Source organism: Desulforhopalus glucosivorans (assembly GCF_054397165.1).
Window position 1 is genome coordinate 3095638 of sequence record NZ_AP044854.1, and the last position, 19276, is coordinate 3114913.

Consider the following 19276-nt stretch of genomic DNA (forward strand, 5'->3'; position numbering starts at 1 on the left):
ACTTTAGTACAATTAACTTCGAGGAAGAAACGTCATACAATAATCCGGATAAGTAATAAATTTTTCGCACAATAGTAATATCGACATACATCAGAGCCCACATCGCTCTGCATTATAAATAGAAACACGAGGTAAATCATGGCTCAAGTTGGGAAAATTCAAGCACTTTCAGGTACTGCAACTGCAAAAACAGCAGACGGTCAGGTTCGAGATCTCAATGTTGGTGATATCGTCTTTGAAAACGAAATCATTGAAACCGCCACCGGATCAAGCATCTCTATAATACAAGCTGACGGACAGATTGTATCTCTTGGAGAGAGTGACCAATTATTACTTGATGAGTCTGTGACAAGTAACATAGATCCTCGTGATGCCGTTGTTCAGGATGTTGAAGCACTGCAGGAAGCTATCGTTCAAACCCTCGAAGAAGGTGGAGACATTGGTGACATCACAGACGAGCCCGCTGCGGGGGCACTTGATGAAACCTATGACTTTCAAACAGGTTATTATTCAGGTGATGATTCCAAAGGAGATGTTGGAACCTACCTCTTAGATACAGATAACGACCAAACAAATTTCGAATATACACAATATGTAGGTGATGAGCCTGATGAAGAGGTTGTAGAACCCCTAGCATCAATTATTCCAGCCAATAATATACAGAACGATAACACACTAGACGATAACACACCGAACGATAACACACCGGACACTGAAATTAGCGGTCCCGAAACTGTCGCTTCCCAACTGCAAGTATCTATTACCCTCGATGCTAATATCACTGATGACGATATCATTAACGCTACTGAAGAAGGTACCGATATTCCTATCACTGGTACCGTTGGTGGAGATGTTCAGGATGGAGATACCGTAACTCTTACGGTGAATGGCAACACCTATACGGGTACTGCAACTGGTGGAGCGTTCTCTATTGACGTTCCTGGTGCTGAACTTACTGCTGATCCAGATACAACCATTGATGCCTCGGTTACCACTACTGATAACGCCGGGAATACTGCAACTGCGACCGATACGGAAGACTATTCTGTTGATACTGGCATCACTGCAGAAATTACCCTCGATGCTAATATCACTGATGACGATATCATTAACGCTACTGAAGAAGGTTCCGATATTCCTATCACGGGTACCGTTGGTGGAGATGTTCAGGATGGAGATACCGTAACTCTTACGGTGAATGGCAACACCTATACGGGTACTGCAACTGGTGGAGCGTTCTCTATTGACGTTCCTGGTGCTGAACTTACTGCTGATCCAGATACAACCATTGATGCCTCGGTTACCACTACTGATAACGCCGGGAATACTGCAACTGCGACCGATACGGAAGACTATTCTGTTGATACTGGCATCACTGCAGAAATTACCCTCGATGCTAATATCACTGATGACGATATCATTAACGCTACTGAAGAAGGTTCCGATATTCCTATCACGGGTACCGTTGGTGGAGATGTTCAGGATGGAGATACCGTAACTCTTACGGTGAATGGCAACACCTATACGGGTACTGCAACTGGTGGAGCGTTCTCTATTGACGTTCCTGGTGCTGAACTTACTGCTGATCCAGATACAACCATTGATGCCTCGGTTACCACTACTGATAACGCCGGGAATACTGCAACTGCGACCGATACGGAAGACTATTCTGTTGATACTGCCATCACTGCAGAAATTACCCTCGATGCTAATATCACTGATGACGATATCATTAACGCTACTGAAGAAGGTACCGATATTCCTATCACTGGTACCGTTGGTGGAGATGTTCAGGATGGAGATACCGTAACTCTTACGGTGAATGGCAACACCTATACGGGTACTGCAACTGGTGGAGCGTTCTCTATTGACGTTCCTGGTGCTGAACTTACTGCTGATCCAGATACAACCATTGATGCCTCGGTTACCACTACTGATAACGCCGGGAATACTGCAACTGCGACCGATACGGAAGACTATTCTGTTGATACTGCCATCACTGCAGAAATTACCCTCGATGCTAATATCACTGATGACGATATCATTAACGCTACTGAAGAAGGTACCGATATTCCTATCACGGGTACCGTTGGTGGAGATGTTCAGGATGGAGATACCGTAACTCTTACGGTGAATGGCAACACCTATACGGGTACTGCAACTGGAGGAGCGTTCTCTATTGACGTTCCTGGTGCTGAACTTACTGCTGATCCAGATACAACCATTGATGCCTCGGTTACCACTACTGATAACGCCGGGAATACTGCAACTGCGACCGATACGGAAGACTATTCTGTTGATACTGGCATCACTGCAGAAATTACCCTCGATGCTAATATCACTGATGACGATATCATTAACGCTACTGAAGAAGGTTCCGATATTCCTATCACGGGTACCGTTGGTGGAGATGTTCAGGATGGAGATACCGTAACTCTTACGGTGAATGGCAACACCTATACGGGTACTGCAACTGGTGGAGCGTTCTCTATTGACGTTCCTGGTGCTGAACTTACTGCTGATCCAGATACAACCATTGATGCCTCGGTTACCACTACTGATAACGCCGGGAATACTGCAACTGCGACCGATACGGAAGACTATTCTGTTGATACTGGCATCACTGCAGAAATTACCCTCGATGCTAATATCACTGATGACGATATCATTAACGCTACTGAAGAAGGTACCGATATTCCTATCACGGGTACCGTTGGTGGAGATGTTCAGGATGGAGATACCGTAACTCTTACGGTGAATGGCAACACCTATACGGGTACTGCAACTGGTGGAGCGTTCTCTATTGACGTTCCTGGTGCTGAACTTACTGCTGATCCAGATACAACCATTGATGCCTCGGTTACCACTACTGATAACGCCGGGAATACTGCAACTGCGACCGATACGGAAGACTATTCTGTTGATACTGCCATCACTGCAGAAATTACCCTCGATGCTAATATCACTGATGACGATATCATTAACGCTACTGAAGAAGGTACCGATATTCCTATCACGGGTACCGTTGGTGGAGATGTTCAGGATGGAGATACCGTAACTCTTACGGTGAATGGCAACACCTATACGGGTACTGCAACTGGAGGAGCGTTCTCTATTGACGTTCCTGGTGCTGAACTTACTGCTGATCCAGATACAACCATTGATGCCTCGGTTACCACTACTGATAACGCCGGGAATACTGCAACTGCGACCGATACGGAAGACTATTCTGTTGATACTGGCATCACTGCAGAAATTACCCTCGATGCTAATATCACTGATGACGATATCATTAACGCTACTGAAGAAGGTACCGATATTCCTATCACGGGTACCGTTGGTGGAGATGTTCAGGATGGAGATACCGTAACTCTTACGGTGAATGGCAACACCTATACGGGTACTGCAACTGGAGGAGCGTTCTCTATTGACGTTCCTGGTGCTGAACTTACTGCTGATCCAGATACAACCATTGATGCCTCGGTTACCACTACTGATAACGCCGGGAATACTGCAACTGCGACCGATACGGAAGACTATTCTGTTGATACTGGCATCACTGCAGAAATTACCCTCGATGCTAATATCACTGATGACGATATCATTAACGCTACTGAAGAAGGTTCCGATATTCCTATCACGGGTACCGTTGGTGGAGATGTTCAGGATGGAGATACCGTAACTCTTACGGTGAATGGCAACACCTATACGGGTACTGCAACTGGTGGAGCGTTCTCTATTGACGTTCCTGGTGCTGAACTTACTGCTGATCCAGATACAACCATTGATGCCTCGGTTACCACTACTGATAACGCCGGGAATACTGCAACTGCGACCGATACGGAAGACTATTCTGTTGATACTGCCATCACTGCAGAAATTACCCTCGATGCTAATATCACTGATGACGATATCATTAACGCTACTGAAGAAGGTACCGATATTCCTATCACTGGTACCGTTGGTGGAGATGTTCAGGATGGAGATACCGTAACTCTTACGGTGAATGGCAACACCTATACGGGTACTGCAACTGGTGGAGCGTTCTCTATTGACGTTCCTGGTGCTGAACTTACTGCTGATCCAGATACAACCATTGATGCCTCGGTTACCACTACTGATAACGCCGGGAATACTGCAACTGCGACCGATACGGAAGACTATTCTGTTGATACTGCCATCACTGCAGAAATTACCCTCGATGCTAATATCACTGATGACGATATCATTAACGCTACTGAAGAAGGTTCCGATATTCCTATCACGGGTACCGTTGGTGGAGATGTTCAGGATGGAGATACCGTAACTCTTACGGTGAATGGCAACACCTATACGGGTACTGCAACTGGTGGAGCGTTCTCTATTGACGTTCCTGGTGCTGAACTTACTGCTGATCCAGATACAACCATTGATGCCTCGGTTACCACTACTGATAACGCCGGGAATACTGCAACTGCGACCGATACGGAAGACTATTCTGTTGATACTGCCATCACTGCAGAAATTACCCTCGATGCTAATATCACTGATGACGATATCATTAACGCTACTGAAGAAGGTACCGATATTCCTATCACTGGTACCGTTGGTGGAGATGTTCAGGATGGAGATACCGTAACTCTTACGGTGAATGGCAACACCTATACGGGTACTGCAACTGGTGGAGCGTTCTCTATTGACGTTCCTGGTGCTGAACTTACTGCTGATCCAGATACAACCATTGATGCCTCGGTTACCACTACTGATAACGCCGGGAATACTGCAACTGCGACCGATACGGAAGACTATTCTGTTGATACTGGCATCACTGCAGAAATTACCCTCGATGCTAATATCACTGATGACGATATCATTAACGCTACTGAAGAAGGTACCGATATTCCTATCACGGGTACCGTTGGTGGAGATGTTCAGGATGGAGATACCGTAACTCTTACGGTGAATGGCAACACCTATACGGGTACTGCAACTGGTGGAGCGTTCTCTATTGACGTTCCTGGTGCTGAACTTACTGCTGATCCAGATACAACCATTGATGCCTCGGTTACCACTACTGATAACGCCGGGAATACTGCAACTGCGACCGATACGGAAGACTATTCTGTTGATACTGCCATCACTGCAGAAATTACCCTCGATGCTAATATCACTGATGACGATATCATTAACGCTACTGAAGAAGGTACCGATATTCCTATCACGGGTACCGTTGGTGGAGATGTTCAGGATGGAGATACCGTAACTCTTACGGTGAATGGCAACACCTATACGGGTACTGCAACTGGAGGAGCGTTCTCTATTGACGTTCCTGGTGCTGAACTTACTGCTGATCCAGATACAACCATTGATGCCTCGGTTACCACTACTGATAACGCCGGGAATACTGCAACTGCGACCGATACGGAAGACTATTCTGTTGATACTGGCATCACTGCAGAAATTACCCTCGATGCTAATATCACTGATGACGATATCATTAACGCTACTGAAGAAGGTTCCGATATTCCTATCACGGGTACCGTTGGTGGAGATGTTCAGGATGGAGATACCGTAACTCTTACGGTGAATGGCAACACCTATACGGGTACTGCAACTGGTGGAGCGTTCTCTATTGACGTTCCTGGTGCTGAACTTACTGCTGATCCAGATACAACCATTGATGCCTCGGTTACCACTACTGATAACGCCGGGAATACTGCAACTGCGACCGATACGGAAGACTATTCTGTTGATACTGGCATCACTGCAGAAATTACCCTCGATGCTAATATCACTGATGACGATATCATTAACGCTACTGAAGAAGGTTCCGATATTCCTATCACGGGTACCGTTGGTGGAGATGTTCAGGATGGAGATACCGTAACTCTTACGGTGAATGGCAACACCTATACGGGTACTGCAACTGGTGGAGCGTTCTCTATTGACGTTCCTGGTGCTGAACTTACTGCTGATCCAGATACAACCATTGATGCCTCGGTTACCACTACTGATAACGCCGGGAATACTGCAACTGCGACCGATACGGAAGACTATTCTGTTGATACTGCCATCACTGCAGAAATTACCCTCGATGCTAATATCACTGATGACGATATCATTAACGCTACTGAAGAAGGTTCCGATATTCCTATCACGGGTACCGTTGGTGGAGATGTTCAGGATGGAGATACCGTAACTCTTACGGTGAATGGCAACACCTATACGGGTACTGCAACTGGTGGAGCGTTCTCTATTGACGTTCCTGGTGCTGAACTTACTGCTGATCCAGATACAACCATTGATGCCTCGGTTACCACTACTGATAACGCCGGGAATACTGCAACTGCGACCGATACGGAAGACTATTCTGTTGATACTGCCATCACTGCAGAAATTACCCTCGATGCTAATATCACTGATGACGATATCATTAACGCTACTGAAGAAGGTTCCGATATTCCTATCACGGGTACCGTTGGTGGAGATGTTCAGGATGGAGATACCGTAACTCTTACGGTGAATGGCAACACCTATACGGGTACTGCAACTGGAGGAGCGTTCTCTATTGACGTTCCTGGTGCTGAACTTACTGCTGATCCAGATACAACCATTGATGCCTCGGTTACCACTACTGATAACGCCGGGAATACTGCAACTGCGACCGATACGGAAGACTATTCTGTTGATACTGCCATCACTGCAGAAATTACCCTCGATGCTAATATCACTGATGACGATATCATTAACGCTACTGAAGAAGGTACCGATATTCCTATCACGGGTACCGTTGGTGGAGATGTTCAGGATGGAGATACCGTAACTCTTACGGTGAATGGCAACACCTATACGGGTACTGCAACTGGTGGAGCGTTCTCTATTGACGTTCCTGGTGCTGAACTTACTGCTGATCCAGATACAACCATTGATGCCTCGGTTACCACTACTGATAACGCCGGGAATACTGCAACTGCGACCGATACGGAAGACTATTCTGTTGATACTGGCATCACTGCAGAAATTACCCTCGATGCTAATATCACTGATGACGATATCATTAACGCTACTGAAGAAGGTACCGATATTCCTATCACGGGTACCGTTGGTGGAGATGTTCAGGATGGAGATACCGTAACTCTTACGGTGAATGGCAACACCTATACGGGTACTGCAACTGGTGGAGCGTTCTCTATTGACGTTCCTGGTGCTGAACTTACTGCTGATCCAGATACAACCATTGATGCCTCGGTTACCACTACTGATAACGCCGGGAATACTGCAACTGCGACCGATACGGAAGACTATTCTGTTGATACTGGCATCACTGCAGAAATTACCCTCGATGCTAATATCACTGATGACGATATCATTAACGCTACTGAAGAAGGTACCGATATTCCTATCACTGGTACCGTTGGTGGAGATGTTCAGGATGGAGATACCGTAACTCTTACGGTGAATGGCAACACCTATACGGGTACTGCAACTGGTGGAGCGTTCTCTATTGACGTTCCTGGTGCTGAACTTACTGCTGATCCAGATACAACCATTGATGCCTCGGTTACCACTACTGATAACGCCGGGAATACTGCAACTGCGACCGATACGGAAGACTATTCTGTTGATACTGGCATCACTGCAGAAATTACCCTCGATGCTAATATCACTGATGACGATATCATTAACGCTACTGAAGAAGGTACCGATATTCCTATCACGGGTACCGTTGGTGGAGATGTTCAGGATGGAGATACCGTAACTCTTACGGTGAATGGCAACACCTATACGGGTACTGCAACTGGTGGAGCGTTCTCTATTGACGTTCCTGGTGCTGAACTTACTGCTGATCCAGATACAACCATTGATGCCTCGGTTACCACTACTGATAACGCCGGGAATACTGCAACTGCGACCGATACGGAAGACTATTCTGTTGATACTGGCATCACTGCAGAAATTACCCTCGATGCTAATATCACTGATGACGATATCATTAACGCTACTGAAGAAGGTACCGATATTCCTATCACGGGTACCGTTGGTGGAGATGTTCAGGATGGAGATACCGTAACTCTTACGGTGAATGGCAACACCTATACGGGTACTGCAACTGGAGGAGCGTTCTCTATTGACGTTCCTGGTGCTGAACTTACTGCTGATCCAGATACAACCATTGATGCCTCGGTTACCACTACTGATAACGCCGGGAATACTGCAACTGCGACCGATACGGAAGACTATTCTGTTGATACTGGCATCACTGCAGAAATTACCCTCGATGCTAATATCACTGATGACGATATCATTAACGCTACTGAAGAAGGTACCGATATTCCTATCACGGGTACCGTTGGTGGAGATGTTCAGGATGGAGATACCGTAACTCTTACGGTGAATGGCAACACCTATACGGGTACTGCAACTGGTGGAGCGTTCTCTATTGACGTTCCTGGTGCTGAACTTACTGCTGATCCAGATACAACCATTGATGCCTCGGTTACCACTACTGATAACGCCGGGAATACTGCAACTGCGACCGATACGGAAGACTATTCTGTTGATACTGGCATCACTGCAGAAATTACCCTCGATGCTAATATCACTGATGACGATATCATTAACGCTACTGAAGAAGGTACCGATATTCCTATCACGGGTACCGTTGGTGGAGATGTTCAGGATGGAGATACCGTAACTCTTACGGTGAATGGCAACACCTATACGGGTACTGCAACTGGAGGAGCGTTCTCTATTGACGTTCCTGGTGCTGAACTTACTGCTGATCCAGATACAACCATTGATGCCTCGGTTACCACTACTGATAACGCCGGGAATACTGCAACTGCGACCGATACGGAAGACTATTCTGTTGATACTGCCATCACTGCAGAAATTACCCTCGATGCTAATATCACTGATGACGATATCATTAACGCTACTGAAGAAGGTTCCGATATTCCTATCACTGGTACCGTTGGTGGAGATGTTCAGGATGGAGATACCGTAACTCTTACGGTGAATGGCAACACCTATACGGGTACTGCAACTGGAGGAGCGTTCTCTATTGACGTTCCTGGTGCTGAACTTACTGCTGATCCAGATACAACCATTGATGCCTCGGTTACCACTACTGATAACGCCGGGAATACTGCAACTGCGACCGATACGGAAGACTATTCTGTTGATACTGCCATCACTGCAGAAATTACCCTCGATGCTAATATCACTGATGACGATATCATTAACGCTACTGAAGAAGGTTCCGATATTCCTATCACGGGTACCGTTGGTGGAGATGTTCAGGATGGAGATACCGTAACTCTTACGGTGAATGGCAACACCTATACGGGTACTGCAACTGGTGGAGCGTTCTCTATTGACGTTCCTGGTGCTGAACTTACTGCTGATCCAGATACAACCATTGATGCCTCGGTTACCACTACTGATAACGCCGGGAATACTGCAACTGCGACCGATACGGAAGACTATTCTGTTGATACTGGCATCACTGCAGAAATTACCCTCGATGCTAATATCACTGATGACGATATCATTAACGCTACTGAAGAAGGTACCGATATTCCTATCACGGGTACCGTTGGTGGAGATGTTCAGGATGGAGATACCGTAACTCTTACGGTGAATGGCAACACCTATACGGGTACTGCAACTGGTGGAGCGTTCTCTATTGACGTTCCTGGTGCTGAACTTACTGCTGATCCAGATACAACCATTGATGCCTCGGTTACCACTACTGATAACGCCGGGAATACTGCAACTGCGACCGATACGGAAGACTATTCTGTTGATACTGCCATCACTGCAGAAATTACCCTCGATGCTAATATCACTGATGACGATATCATTAACGCTACTGAAGAAGGTACCGATATTCCTATCACGGGTACCGTTGGTGGAGATGTTCAGGATGGAGATACCGTAACTCTTACGGTGAATGGCAACACCTATACGGGTACTGCAACTGGTGGAGCGTTCTCTATTGACGTTCCTGGTGCTGAACTTACTGCTGATCCAGATACAACCATTGATGCCTCGGTTACCACTACTGATAACGCCGGGAATACTGCAACTGCGACCGATACGGAAGACTATTCTGTTGATACTGGCATCACTGCAGAAATTACCCTCGATGCTAATATCACTGATGACGATATCATTAACGCTACTGAAGAAGGTACCGATATTCCTATCACGGGTACCGTTGGTGGAGATGTTCAGGATGGAGATACCGTAACTCTTACGGTGAATGGCAACACCTATACGGGTACTGCAACTGGTGGAGCGTTCTCTATTGACGTTCCTGGTGCTGAACTTACTGCTGATCCAGATACAACCATTGATGCCTCGGTTACCACTACTGATAACGCCGGGAATACTGCAACTGCGACCGATACGGAAGACTATTCTGTTGATACTGCCATCACTGCAGAAATTACCCTCGATGCTAATATCACTGATGACGATATCATTAACGCTACTGAAGAAGGTACCGATATTCCTATCACGGGTACCGTTGGTGGAGATGTTCAGGATGGAGATACCGTAACTCTTACGGTGAATGGCAACACCTATACGGGTACTGCAACTGGTGGAGCGTTCTCTATTGACGTTCCTGGTGCTGAACTTACTGCTGATCCAGATACAACCATTGATGCCTCGGTTACCACTACTGATAACGCCGGGAATACTGCAACTGCGACCGATACGGAAGACTATTCTGTTGATACTGGCATCACTGCAGAAATTACCCTCGATGCTAATATCACTGATGACGATATCATTAACGCTACTGAAGAAGGTACCGATATTCCTATCACTGGTACCGTTGGTGGAGATGTTCAGGATGGAGATACCGTAACTCTTACGGTGAATGGCAACACCTATACGGGTACTGCAACTGGAGGAGCGTTCTCTATTGACGTTCCTGGTGCTGAACTTACTGCTGATCCAGATACAACCATTGATGCCTCGGTTACCACTACTGATAACGCCGGGAATACTGCAACTGCGACCGATACGGAAGACTATTCTGTTGATACTGCCATCACTGCAGAAATTACCCTCGATGCTAATATCACTGATGACGATATCATTAACGCTACTGAAGAAGGTACCGATATTCCTATCACGGGTACCGTTGGTGGAGATGTTCAGGATGGAGATACCGTAACTCTTACGGTGAATGGCAACACCTATACGGGTACTGCAACTGGTGGAGCGTTCTCTATTGACGTTCCTGGTGCTGAACTTACTGCTGATCCAGATACAACCATTGATGCCTCGGTTACCACTACTGATAACGCCGGGAATACTGCAACTGCGACCGATACGGAAGACTATTCTGTTGATACTGCCATCACTGCAGAAATTACCCTCGATGCTAATATCACTGATGACGATATCATTAACGCTACTGAAGAAGGTTCCGATATTCCTATCACGGGTACCGTTGGTGGAGATGTTCAGGATGGAGATACCGTAACTCTTACGGTGAATGGCAACACCTATACGGGTACTGCAACTGGTGGAGCGTTCTCTATTGACGTTCCTGGTGCTGAACTTACTGCTGATCCAGATACAACCATTGATGCCTCGGTTACCACTACTGATAACGCCGGGAATACTGCAACTGCGACCGATACGGAAGACTATTCTGTTGATACTGCCATCACTGCAGAAATTACCCTCGATGCTAATATCACTGATGACGATATCATTAACGCTACTGAAGAAGGTACCGATATTCCTATCACGGGTACCGTTGGTGGAGATGTTCAGGATGGAGATACCGTAACTCTTACGGTGAATGGCAACACCTATACGGGTACTGCAACTGGTGGAGCGTTCTCTATTGACGTTCCTGGTGCTGAACTTACTGCTGATCCAGATACAACCATTGATGCCTCGGTTACCACTACTGATAACGCCGGGAATACTGCAACTGCGACCGATACGGAAGACTATTCTGTTGATACTGCCATCACTGCAGAAATTACCCTCGATGCTAATATCACTGATGACGATATCATTAACGCTACTGAAGAAGGTACCGATATTCCTATCACTGGTACCGTTGGTGGAGATGTTCAGGATGGAGATACCGTAACTCTTACGGTGAATGGCAACACCTATACGGGTACTGCAACTGGAGGAGCGTTCTCTATTGACGTTCCTGGTGCTGAACTTACTGCTGATCCAGATACAACCATTGATGCCTCGGTTACCACTACTGATAACGCCGGGAATACTGCAACTGCGACCGATACGGAAGACTATTCTGTTGATACTGCCATCACTGCAGAAATTACCCTCGATGCTAATATCACTGATGACGATATCATTAACGCTACTGAAGAAGGTACCGATATTCCTATCACGGGTACCGTTGGTGGAGATGTTCAGGATGGAGATACCGTAACTCTTACGGTGAATGGCAACACCTATACGGGTACTGCAACTGGAGGAGCGTTCTCTATTGACGTTCCTGGTGCTGAACTTACTGCTGATCCAGATACAACCATTGATGCCTCGGTTACCACTACTGATAACGCCGGGAATACTGCAACTGCGACCGATACGGAAGACTATTCTGTTGATACTGCCATCACTGCAGAAATTACCCTCGATGCTAATATCACTGATGACGATATCATTAACGCTACTGAAGAAGGTACCGATATTCCTATCACGGGTACCGTTGGTGGAGATGTTCAGGATGGAGATACCGTAACTCTTACGGTGAATGGCAACACCTATACGGGTACTGCAACTGGAGGAGCGTTCTCTATTGACGTTCCTGGTGCTGAACTTACTGCTGATCCAGATACAACCATTGATGCCTCGGTTACCACTACTGATAACGCCGGGAATACTGCAACTGCGACCGATACGGAAGACTATTCTGTTGATACTGGCATCACTGCAGAAATTACCCTCGATGCTAATATCACTGATGACGATATCATTAACGCTACTGAAGAAGGTACCGATATTCCTATCACTGGTACCGTTGGTGGAGATGTTCAGGATGGAGATACCGTAACTCTTACGGTGAATGGCAACACCTATACGGGTACTGCAACTGGAGGAGCGTTCTCTATTGACGTTCCTGGTGCTGAACTTACTGCTGATCCAGATACAACCATTGATGCCTCGGTTACCACTACTGATAACGCCGGGAATACTGCAACTGCGACCGATACGGAAGACTATTCTGTTGATACTGCCATCACTGCAGAAATTACCCTCGATGCTAATATCACTGATGACGATATCATTAACGCTACTGAAGAAGGTACCGATATTCCTATCACGGGTACCGTTGGTGGAGATGTTCAGGATGGAGATACCGTAACTCTTACGGTGAATGGCAACACCTATACGGGTACTGCAACTGGTGGAGCGTTCTCTATTGACGTTCCTGGTGCTGAACTTACTGCTGATCCAGATACAACCATTGATGCCTCGGTTACCACTACTGATAACGCCGGGAATACTGCAACTGCGACCGATACGGAAGACTATTCTGTTGATACTGCCATCACTGCAGAAATTACCCTCGATGCTAATATCACTGATGACGATATCATTAACGCTACTGAAGAAGGTACCGATATTCCTATCACGGGTACCGTTGGTGGAGATGTTCAGGATGGAGATACCGTAACTCTTACGGTGAATGGCAACACCTATACGGGTACTGCAACTGGTGGAGCGTTCTCTATTGACGTTCCTGGTGCTGAACTTACTGCTGATCCAGATACAACCATTGATGCCTCGGTTACCACTACTGATAACGCCGGGAATACTGCAACTGCGACCGATACGGAAGACTATTCTGTTGATACTGCCATCACTGCAGAAATTACCCTCGATGCTAATATCACTGATGACGATATCATTAACGCTACTGAAGAAGGTACCGATATTCCTATCACGGGTACCGTTGGTGGAGATGTTCAGGATGGAGATACCGTAACTCTTACGGTGAATGGCAACACCTATACGGGTACTGCAACTGGTGGAGCGTTCTCTATTGACGTTCCTGGTGCTGAACTTACTGCTGATCCAGATACAACCATTGATGCCTCGGTTACCACTACTGATAACGCCGGGAATACTGCAACTGCGACCGATACGGAAGACTATTCTGTTGATACTGCCATCACTGCAGAAATTACCCTCGATGCTAATATCACTGATGACGATATCATTAACGCTACTGAAGAAGGTACCGATATTCCTATCACGGGTACCGTTGGTGGAGATGTTCAGGATGGAGATACCGTAACTCTTACGGTGAATGGCAACACCTATACGGGTACTGCAACTGGTGGAGCGTTCTCTATTGACGTTCCTGGTGCTGAACTTACTGCTGATCCAGATACAACCATTGATGCCTCGGTTACCACTACTGATAACGCCGGGAATACTGCAACTGCGACCGATACGGAAGACTATTCTGTTGATACTGCCATCACTGCAGAAATTACCCTCGATGCTAATATCACTGATGACGATATCATTAACGCTACTGAAGAAGGTACCGATATTCCTATCACGGGTACCGTTGGTGGAGATGTTCAGGATGGAGATACCGTAACTCTTACGGTGAATGGCAACACCTATACGGGTACTGCAACTGGAGGAGCGTTCTCTATTGACGTTCCTGGTGCTGAACTTACTGCTGATCCAGATACAACCATTGATGCCTCGGTTACCACTACTGATAACGCCGGGAATACTGCAACTGCGACCGATACGGAAGACTATTCTGTTGATACTGCCATCACTGCAGAAATTACCCTCGATGCTAATATCACTGATGACGATATCATTAACGCTACTGAAGAAGGTACCGATATTCCTATCACGGGTACCGTTGGTGGAGATGTTCAGGATGGAGATACCGTAACTCTTACGGTGAATGGCAACACCTATACGGGTACTGCAACTGGAGGAGCGTTCTCTATTGACGTTCCTGGTGCTGAACTTACTGCTGATCCAGATACAACCATTGATGCCTCGGTTACCACTACTGATAACGCCGGGAATACTGCAACTGCGACCGATACGGAAGACTATTCTGTTGATACTGGCATCACTGCAGAAATTACCCTCGATGCTAATATCACTGATGACGATATCATTAACGCTACTGAAGAAGGTTCCGATATTCCTATCACGGGTACCGTTGGTGGAGATGTTCAGGATGGAGATACCGTAACTCTTACGGTGAATGGCAACACCTATACGGGTACTGCAACTGGTGGAGCGTTCTCTATTGACGTTCCTGGTGCTGAACTTACTGCTGATCCAGATACAACCATTGATGCCTCGGTTACCACTACTGATAACGCCGGGAATACTGCAACTGCGACCGATACGGAAGACTATTCTGTTGATACTGGCATCACTGCAGAAATTACCCTCGATGCTAATATCACTGATGACGATATCATTAACGCTACTGAAGAAGGTTCCGATATTCCTATCACGGGTACCGTTGGTGGAGATGTTCAGGATGGAGATACCGTAACTCTTACGGTGAATGGCAACACCTATACGGGTACTGCAACTGGAGGAGCGTTCTCTATTGACGTTCCTGGTGCTGAACTTACTGCTGATCCAGATACAACCATTGATGCCTCGGTTACCACTACTGATAACGCCGGGAATACTGCAACTGCGACCGATACGGAAGACTATTCTGTTGATACTGGCATCACTGCAGAAATTACCCTCGATGCTAATATCACTGATGACGATATCATTAACGCTACTGAAGAAGGTACCGATATTCCTATCACGGGTACCGTTGGTGGAGATGTTCAGGATGGAGATACCGTAACTCTTACGGTGAATGGCAACACCTATACGGGTACTGCAACTGGAGGAGCGTTCTCTATTGACGTTCCTGGTGCTGAACTTACTGCTGATCCAGATACAACCATTGATGCCTCGGTTACCACTACTGATAACGCCGGGAATACTGCAACTGCGACCGATACGGAAGACTATTCTGTTGCCATCACTGCAGATCTCGTCATCACTGATGCGACTACCGTTGTAGAAGCTGATGGAAACTATCTTGAGTATACCGTAGGCTTAAGCAATGCTGTCGCTGAAGATGTCGATGTAACTCTTTCTACTGCCGGTACTGCGACTAGTGGTGATGATTACTCCAGCACTCTCGAATATTTTGACGGTACCAGCTGGCAGGCGGTTGCAGGCGATGTAACTCTGCCTGGTGATGCTACAGCCGTGCAAGTGCGGGTTGCGGTAATTGATGACACAATTATAGAAAGACCTGAAACTGTTGTTCTACAGGGTTCTACAACCAGTACATTTGTTAATGATGCTACTGATACAGGTATTGGTACCATCATAGATAATAATGTCATTGCAGAAGACGACCCACCCACGGCCGGCTCCAAGTATTCGGTATATCTCGCTGACAGAGCAAGCGACAACCCTGACAACCCAACTCCTCTTGATAGCTGGTATAACAACGACAGTACTGGCCAGCAAATCAAAATCACAGGGTATGACATTAATGGCAACACAACTGACGTTAATGGCAACCCTATCCTTTACACAGGTGCAGATACTGTCAACAATAACGACAACGTACTTGGCGTAGCTGGAAGCCCTAGACTTTCCGGAGGAATCCCAGATCAGATCGAATATGACTCAACAACTGGTAAGTCCGAGGCTGTTCTTATTGAGCTTAATGGAAATGTCAACCAAGCCCTATTTGATGTATCACGACTTTACGCTACAGAAAGTGGCGGCGAACAAGGTCGTTGGATCGCCTATAGCAATGGTACTGCCGTCGCTACCGGAGTTATCAGCCTTGATTCTGGTAACACAAGAAGTGAGATTCCCATAGATACAGGAGATTATGTTTTCGACAGTGTGAAATTCACAGCATTAGCCTACGCTGATGGTAGCGGTGGATCAGATGATTCAGATTACTTTATTACCGGTTTTTCTGCGACAGGACCAGCTTCTGCCAACGGTGTATATCAGACAACAGAAGACACAACGTTAACTATAGACTCAAGTGTAAGCCTTCGTGCCAATGACATTGATCCAGAAGGCGACGAATTCACGGTGACAGCTATCGATAGCACACCAATAGGGACAACGGCGACCTTAACTAGTGGCGCAACTGTAGTTGCTAACGCAGATGGCACCTTTAGCTATGATCCTAATGGTGCCTTTGATGACCTCGAAGCTGGAGAGGTTGCTACAGATTCATTTGAATACACGATTACAGATGAATTAGGTGCAACAGACACAGCTACTGCTACTATAACAATCATTGGTAAAGGAGATCCAACTGCGGATCCTATAATTGAAAATTATATAGATCAGGTAGATGAAGCTGGACTTGTTACTGGAACTGAGGCTGAAACTGACATTGAAATAACAGATGGCAACTTGTTAAGTGGTTCTTCAACTACTATAGACAGAGCCTCTGTGGAAAGTGTTAACGGCCAGTTAGCAGATGATGTTGATGGAGTTATCACCGTTAATACTGACCATGGAACCTTAAAGGTCTTCACTGTGGAGGGAACGTTTGATGGCTCTGATCGTGCAGCTGGAGATTATGTATACACACTTTCCGCTAAAACTGAAAAAGGTGTAGATGATGTAGAAAACTTCACCTACACCGTTACCAATGTTGACGGTGTTAGTGCAACTGCATCCTTGACCATTAATGTGATTGATGATGCCCCTATTGCCTTACCTTCAATTGCCCATGTTTCAGTACCTGTAGATACAATTTCCATAAGCAATCTTGCTAGTGGTTTCCAGAATTCGGTATTTCTTGGAGGAACTAATTCTGTAACTCAATTGAATACAGACACTGATGCTAAAATTGATTCGATTTACTGGGGGACCCCTGCAACTGGTTCAGGAAAGTCAGGGTATGAGTTAGTTGATAACGTTGATTTCACATCTCCTGCAGGTCAGCAGGTTTCAGCTGGAGATCTATTCATAATTGGTGACTTCAGCCATGAAAACTGGCCAATTTATTCCAATTCATCAACTCTGGATACAATTGAGATGAGTATCTCAATGGATGTTGACGTCAATGGAGTCTCGCAAACCGTAAACTTCACCATTGACATGGATCACAATGAAACACCTAACGATGGCGCGGACCCCCGTGACATCATTACCTTACCAAGCCAAACTGTAACATTCGACCTGGCTGGACAGAGTTATACAGTGAGCATTGAAGGTTTTGTCGATCCCGACGATCAAACACGAACACCGGTTTCTGAAATTAAGACAGATGAAAGTGCATCCAATCACTTCCAGATCGTTGCTGCAATTACTTCGACTGACCCACTTCCCGAACTTACCGGAAGTGTACTAACCGAAGCGGGTGCCGACGGTACGGATGGCGTCGTTACATGGGACAATGTTTCGAGCGACTATGGGGACCTTATTGCCAATGAAGACGGAACCTACCAGTTTACCGTTAATCGGGAAACTAAAGACAGCCTTGAGCAAGATGAACTTCTCTCTCAGGAATTCACCTACAGTATTACCGATGGTGACGGAGACGTTGCCACTTCTACACTAACAATTTCAATTGGTGGTGGAGACACCGATACGCCTGTCGGTGGTGACGGGAATGACACCTTCGGAAGTAACCCCGGCGCAGATGTTATTAATGCTGGCGCAGGTGACGACATTATTTATTTTGACGCTAATGATACATCTATAGATGGTGGGGAAGGTGTAGACACCTTAATAATTTCTGATCCGGATATCGATTTTAGTCAACTGGCAAATCTGGAGCTCTCTAATATTGAAGTAATTCAGTTGAATGAAACCGACTCGCAAAGTGTCACATTATCTGTTGAAGATGTAATTGATATGACAGACTCAGATAATACGCTTGAATTTTCAAGTGACCCTGGCACGCCAGACGATGATACGGTTGACAACACAGTAACAATTGTCGATGAGAATGATGAATACACTGTGACAGAAGGGGGGGCTGGTGAAACTTCAGCAACACTCGTTGACAAAAATGACAGTACGACTGAAGTCACTATTACGAATGATGTCGGTGAAGAAGATAAGACTACTATCTTCACCGATGACGGGACTCCGATTGGTTAACATCGTACTCCAACCCCTGGTGTACACCCGGTATGCCAGGGGGGAGGATGGTGTGTTTTTTGAAACTTTGAAAAGAAAAAGCCGTACTAACGTGGAGGTTAGTGCGGCTTTTTATGGTACTGTGAATGGC

General features: G+C 46.2%; 1 protein-coding gene. It reads left to right on the top strand.

Features of this window, described 5'->3' with window-relative positions; translation table 11 throughout:
• The first annotated feature begins 138 nt into the window (after nucleotides 1-138).
• Nucleotides 139-19146 (top strand): Ig-like domain-containing protein, encoded by a 19008-nt coding sequence (locus tag ACX6CI_RS13530; protein ID WP_458774174.1) that lies wholly within the window; start codon nucleotides 139-141, stop codon nucleotides 19144-19146.
• Nucleotides 19147-19276 lie beyond the last annotated feature (130 nt).

Bases quoted from the DNA above. Each gene is read 5' to 3' on its own strand.
- ACX6CI_RS13530 (WP_458774174.1), top strand. From the start codon at position 139: ATGGCTCAAGTTGGGAAAATTCAAGCACTTTCAGGTACTGCAACTGCA.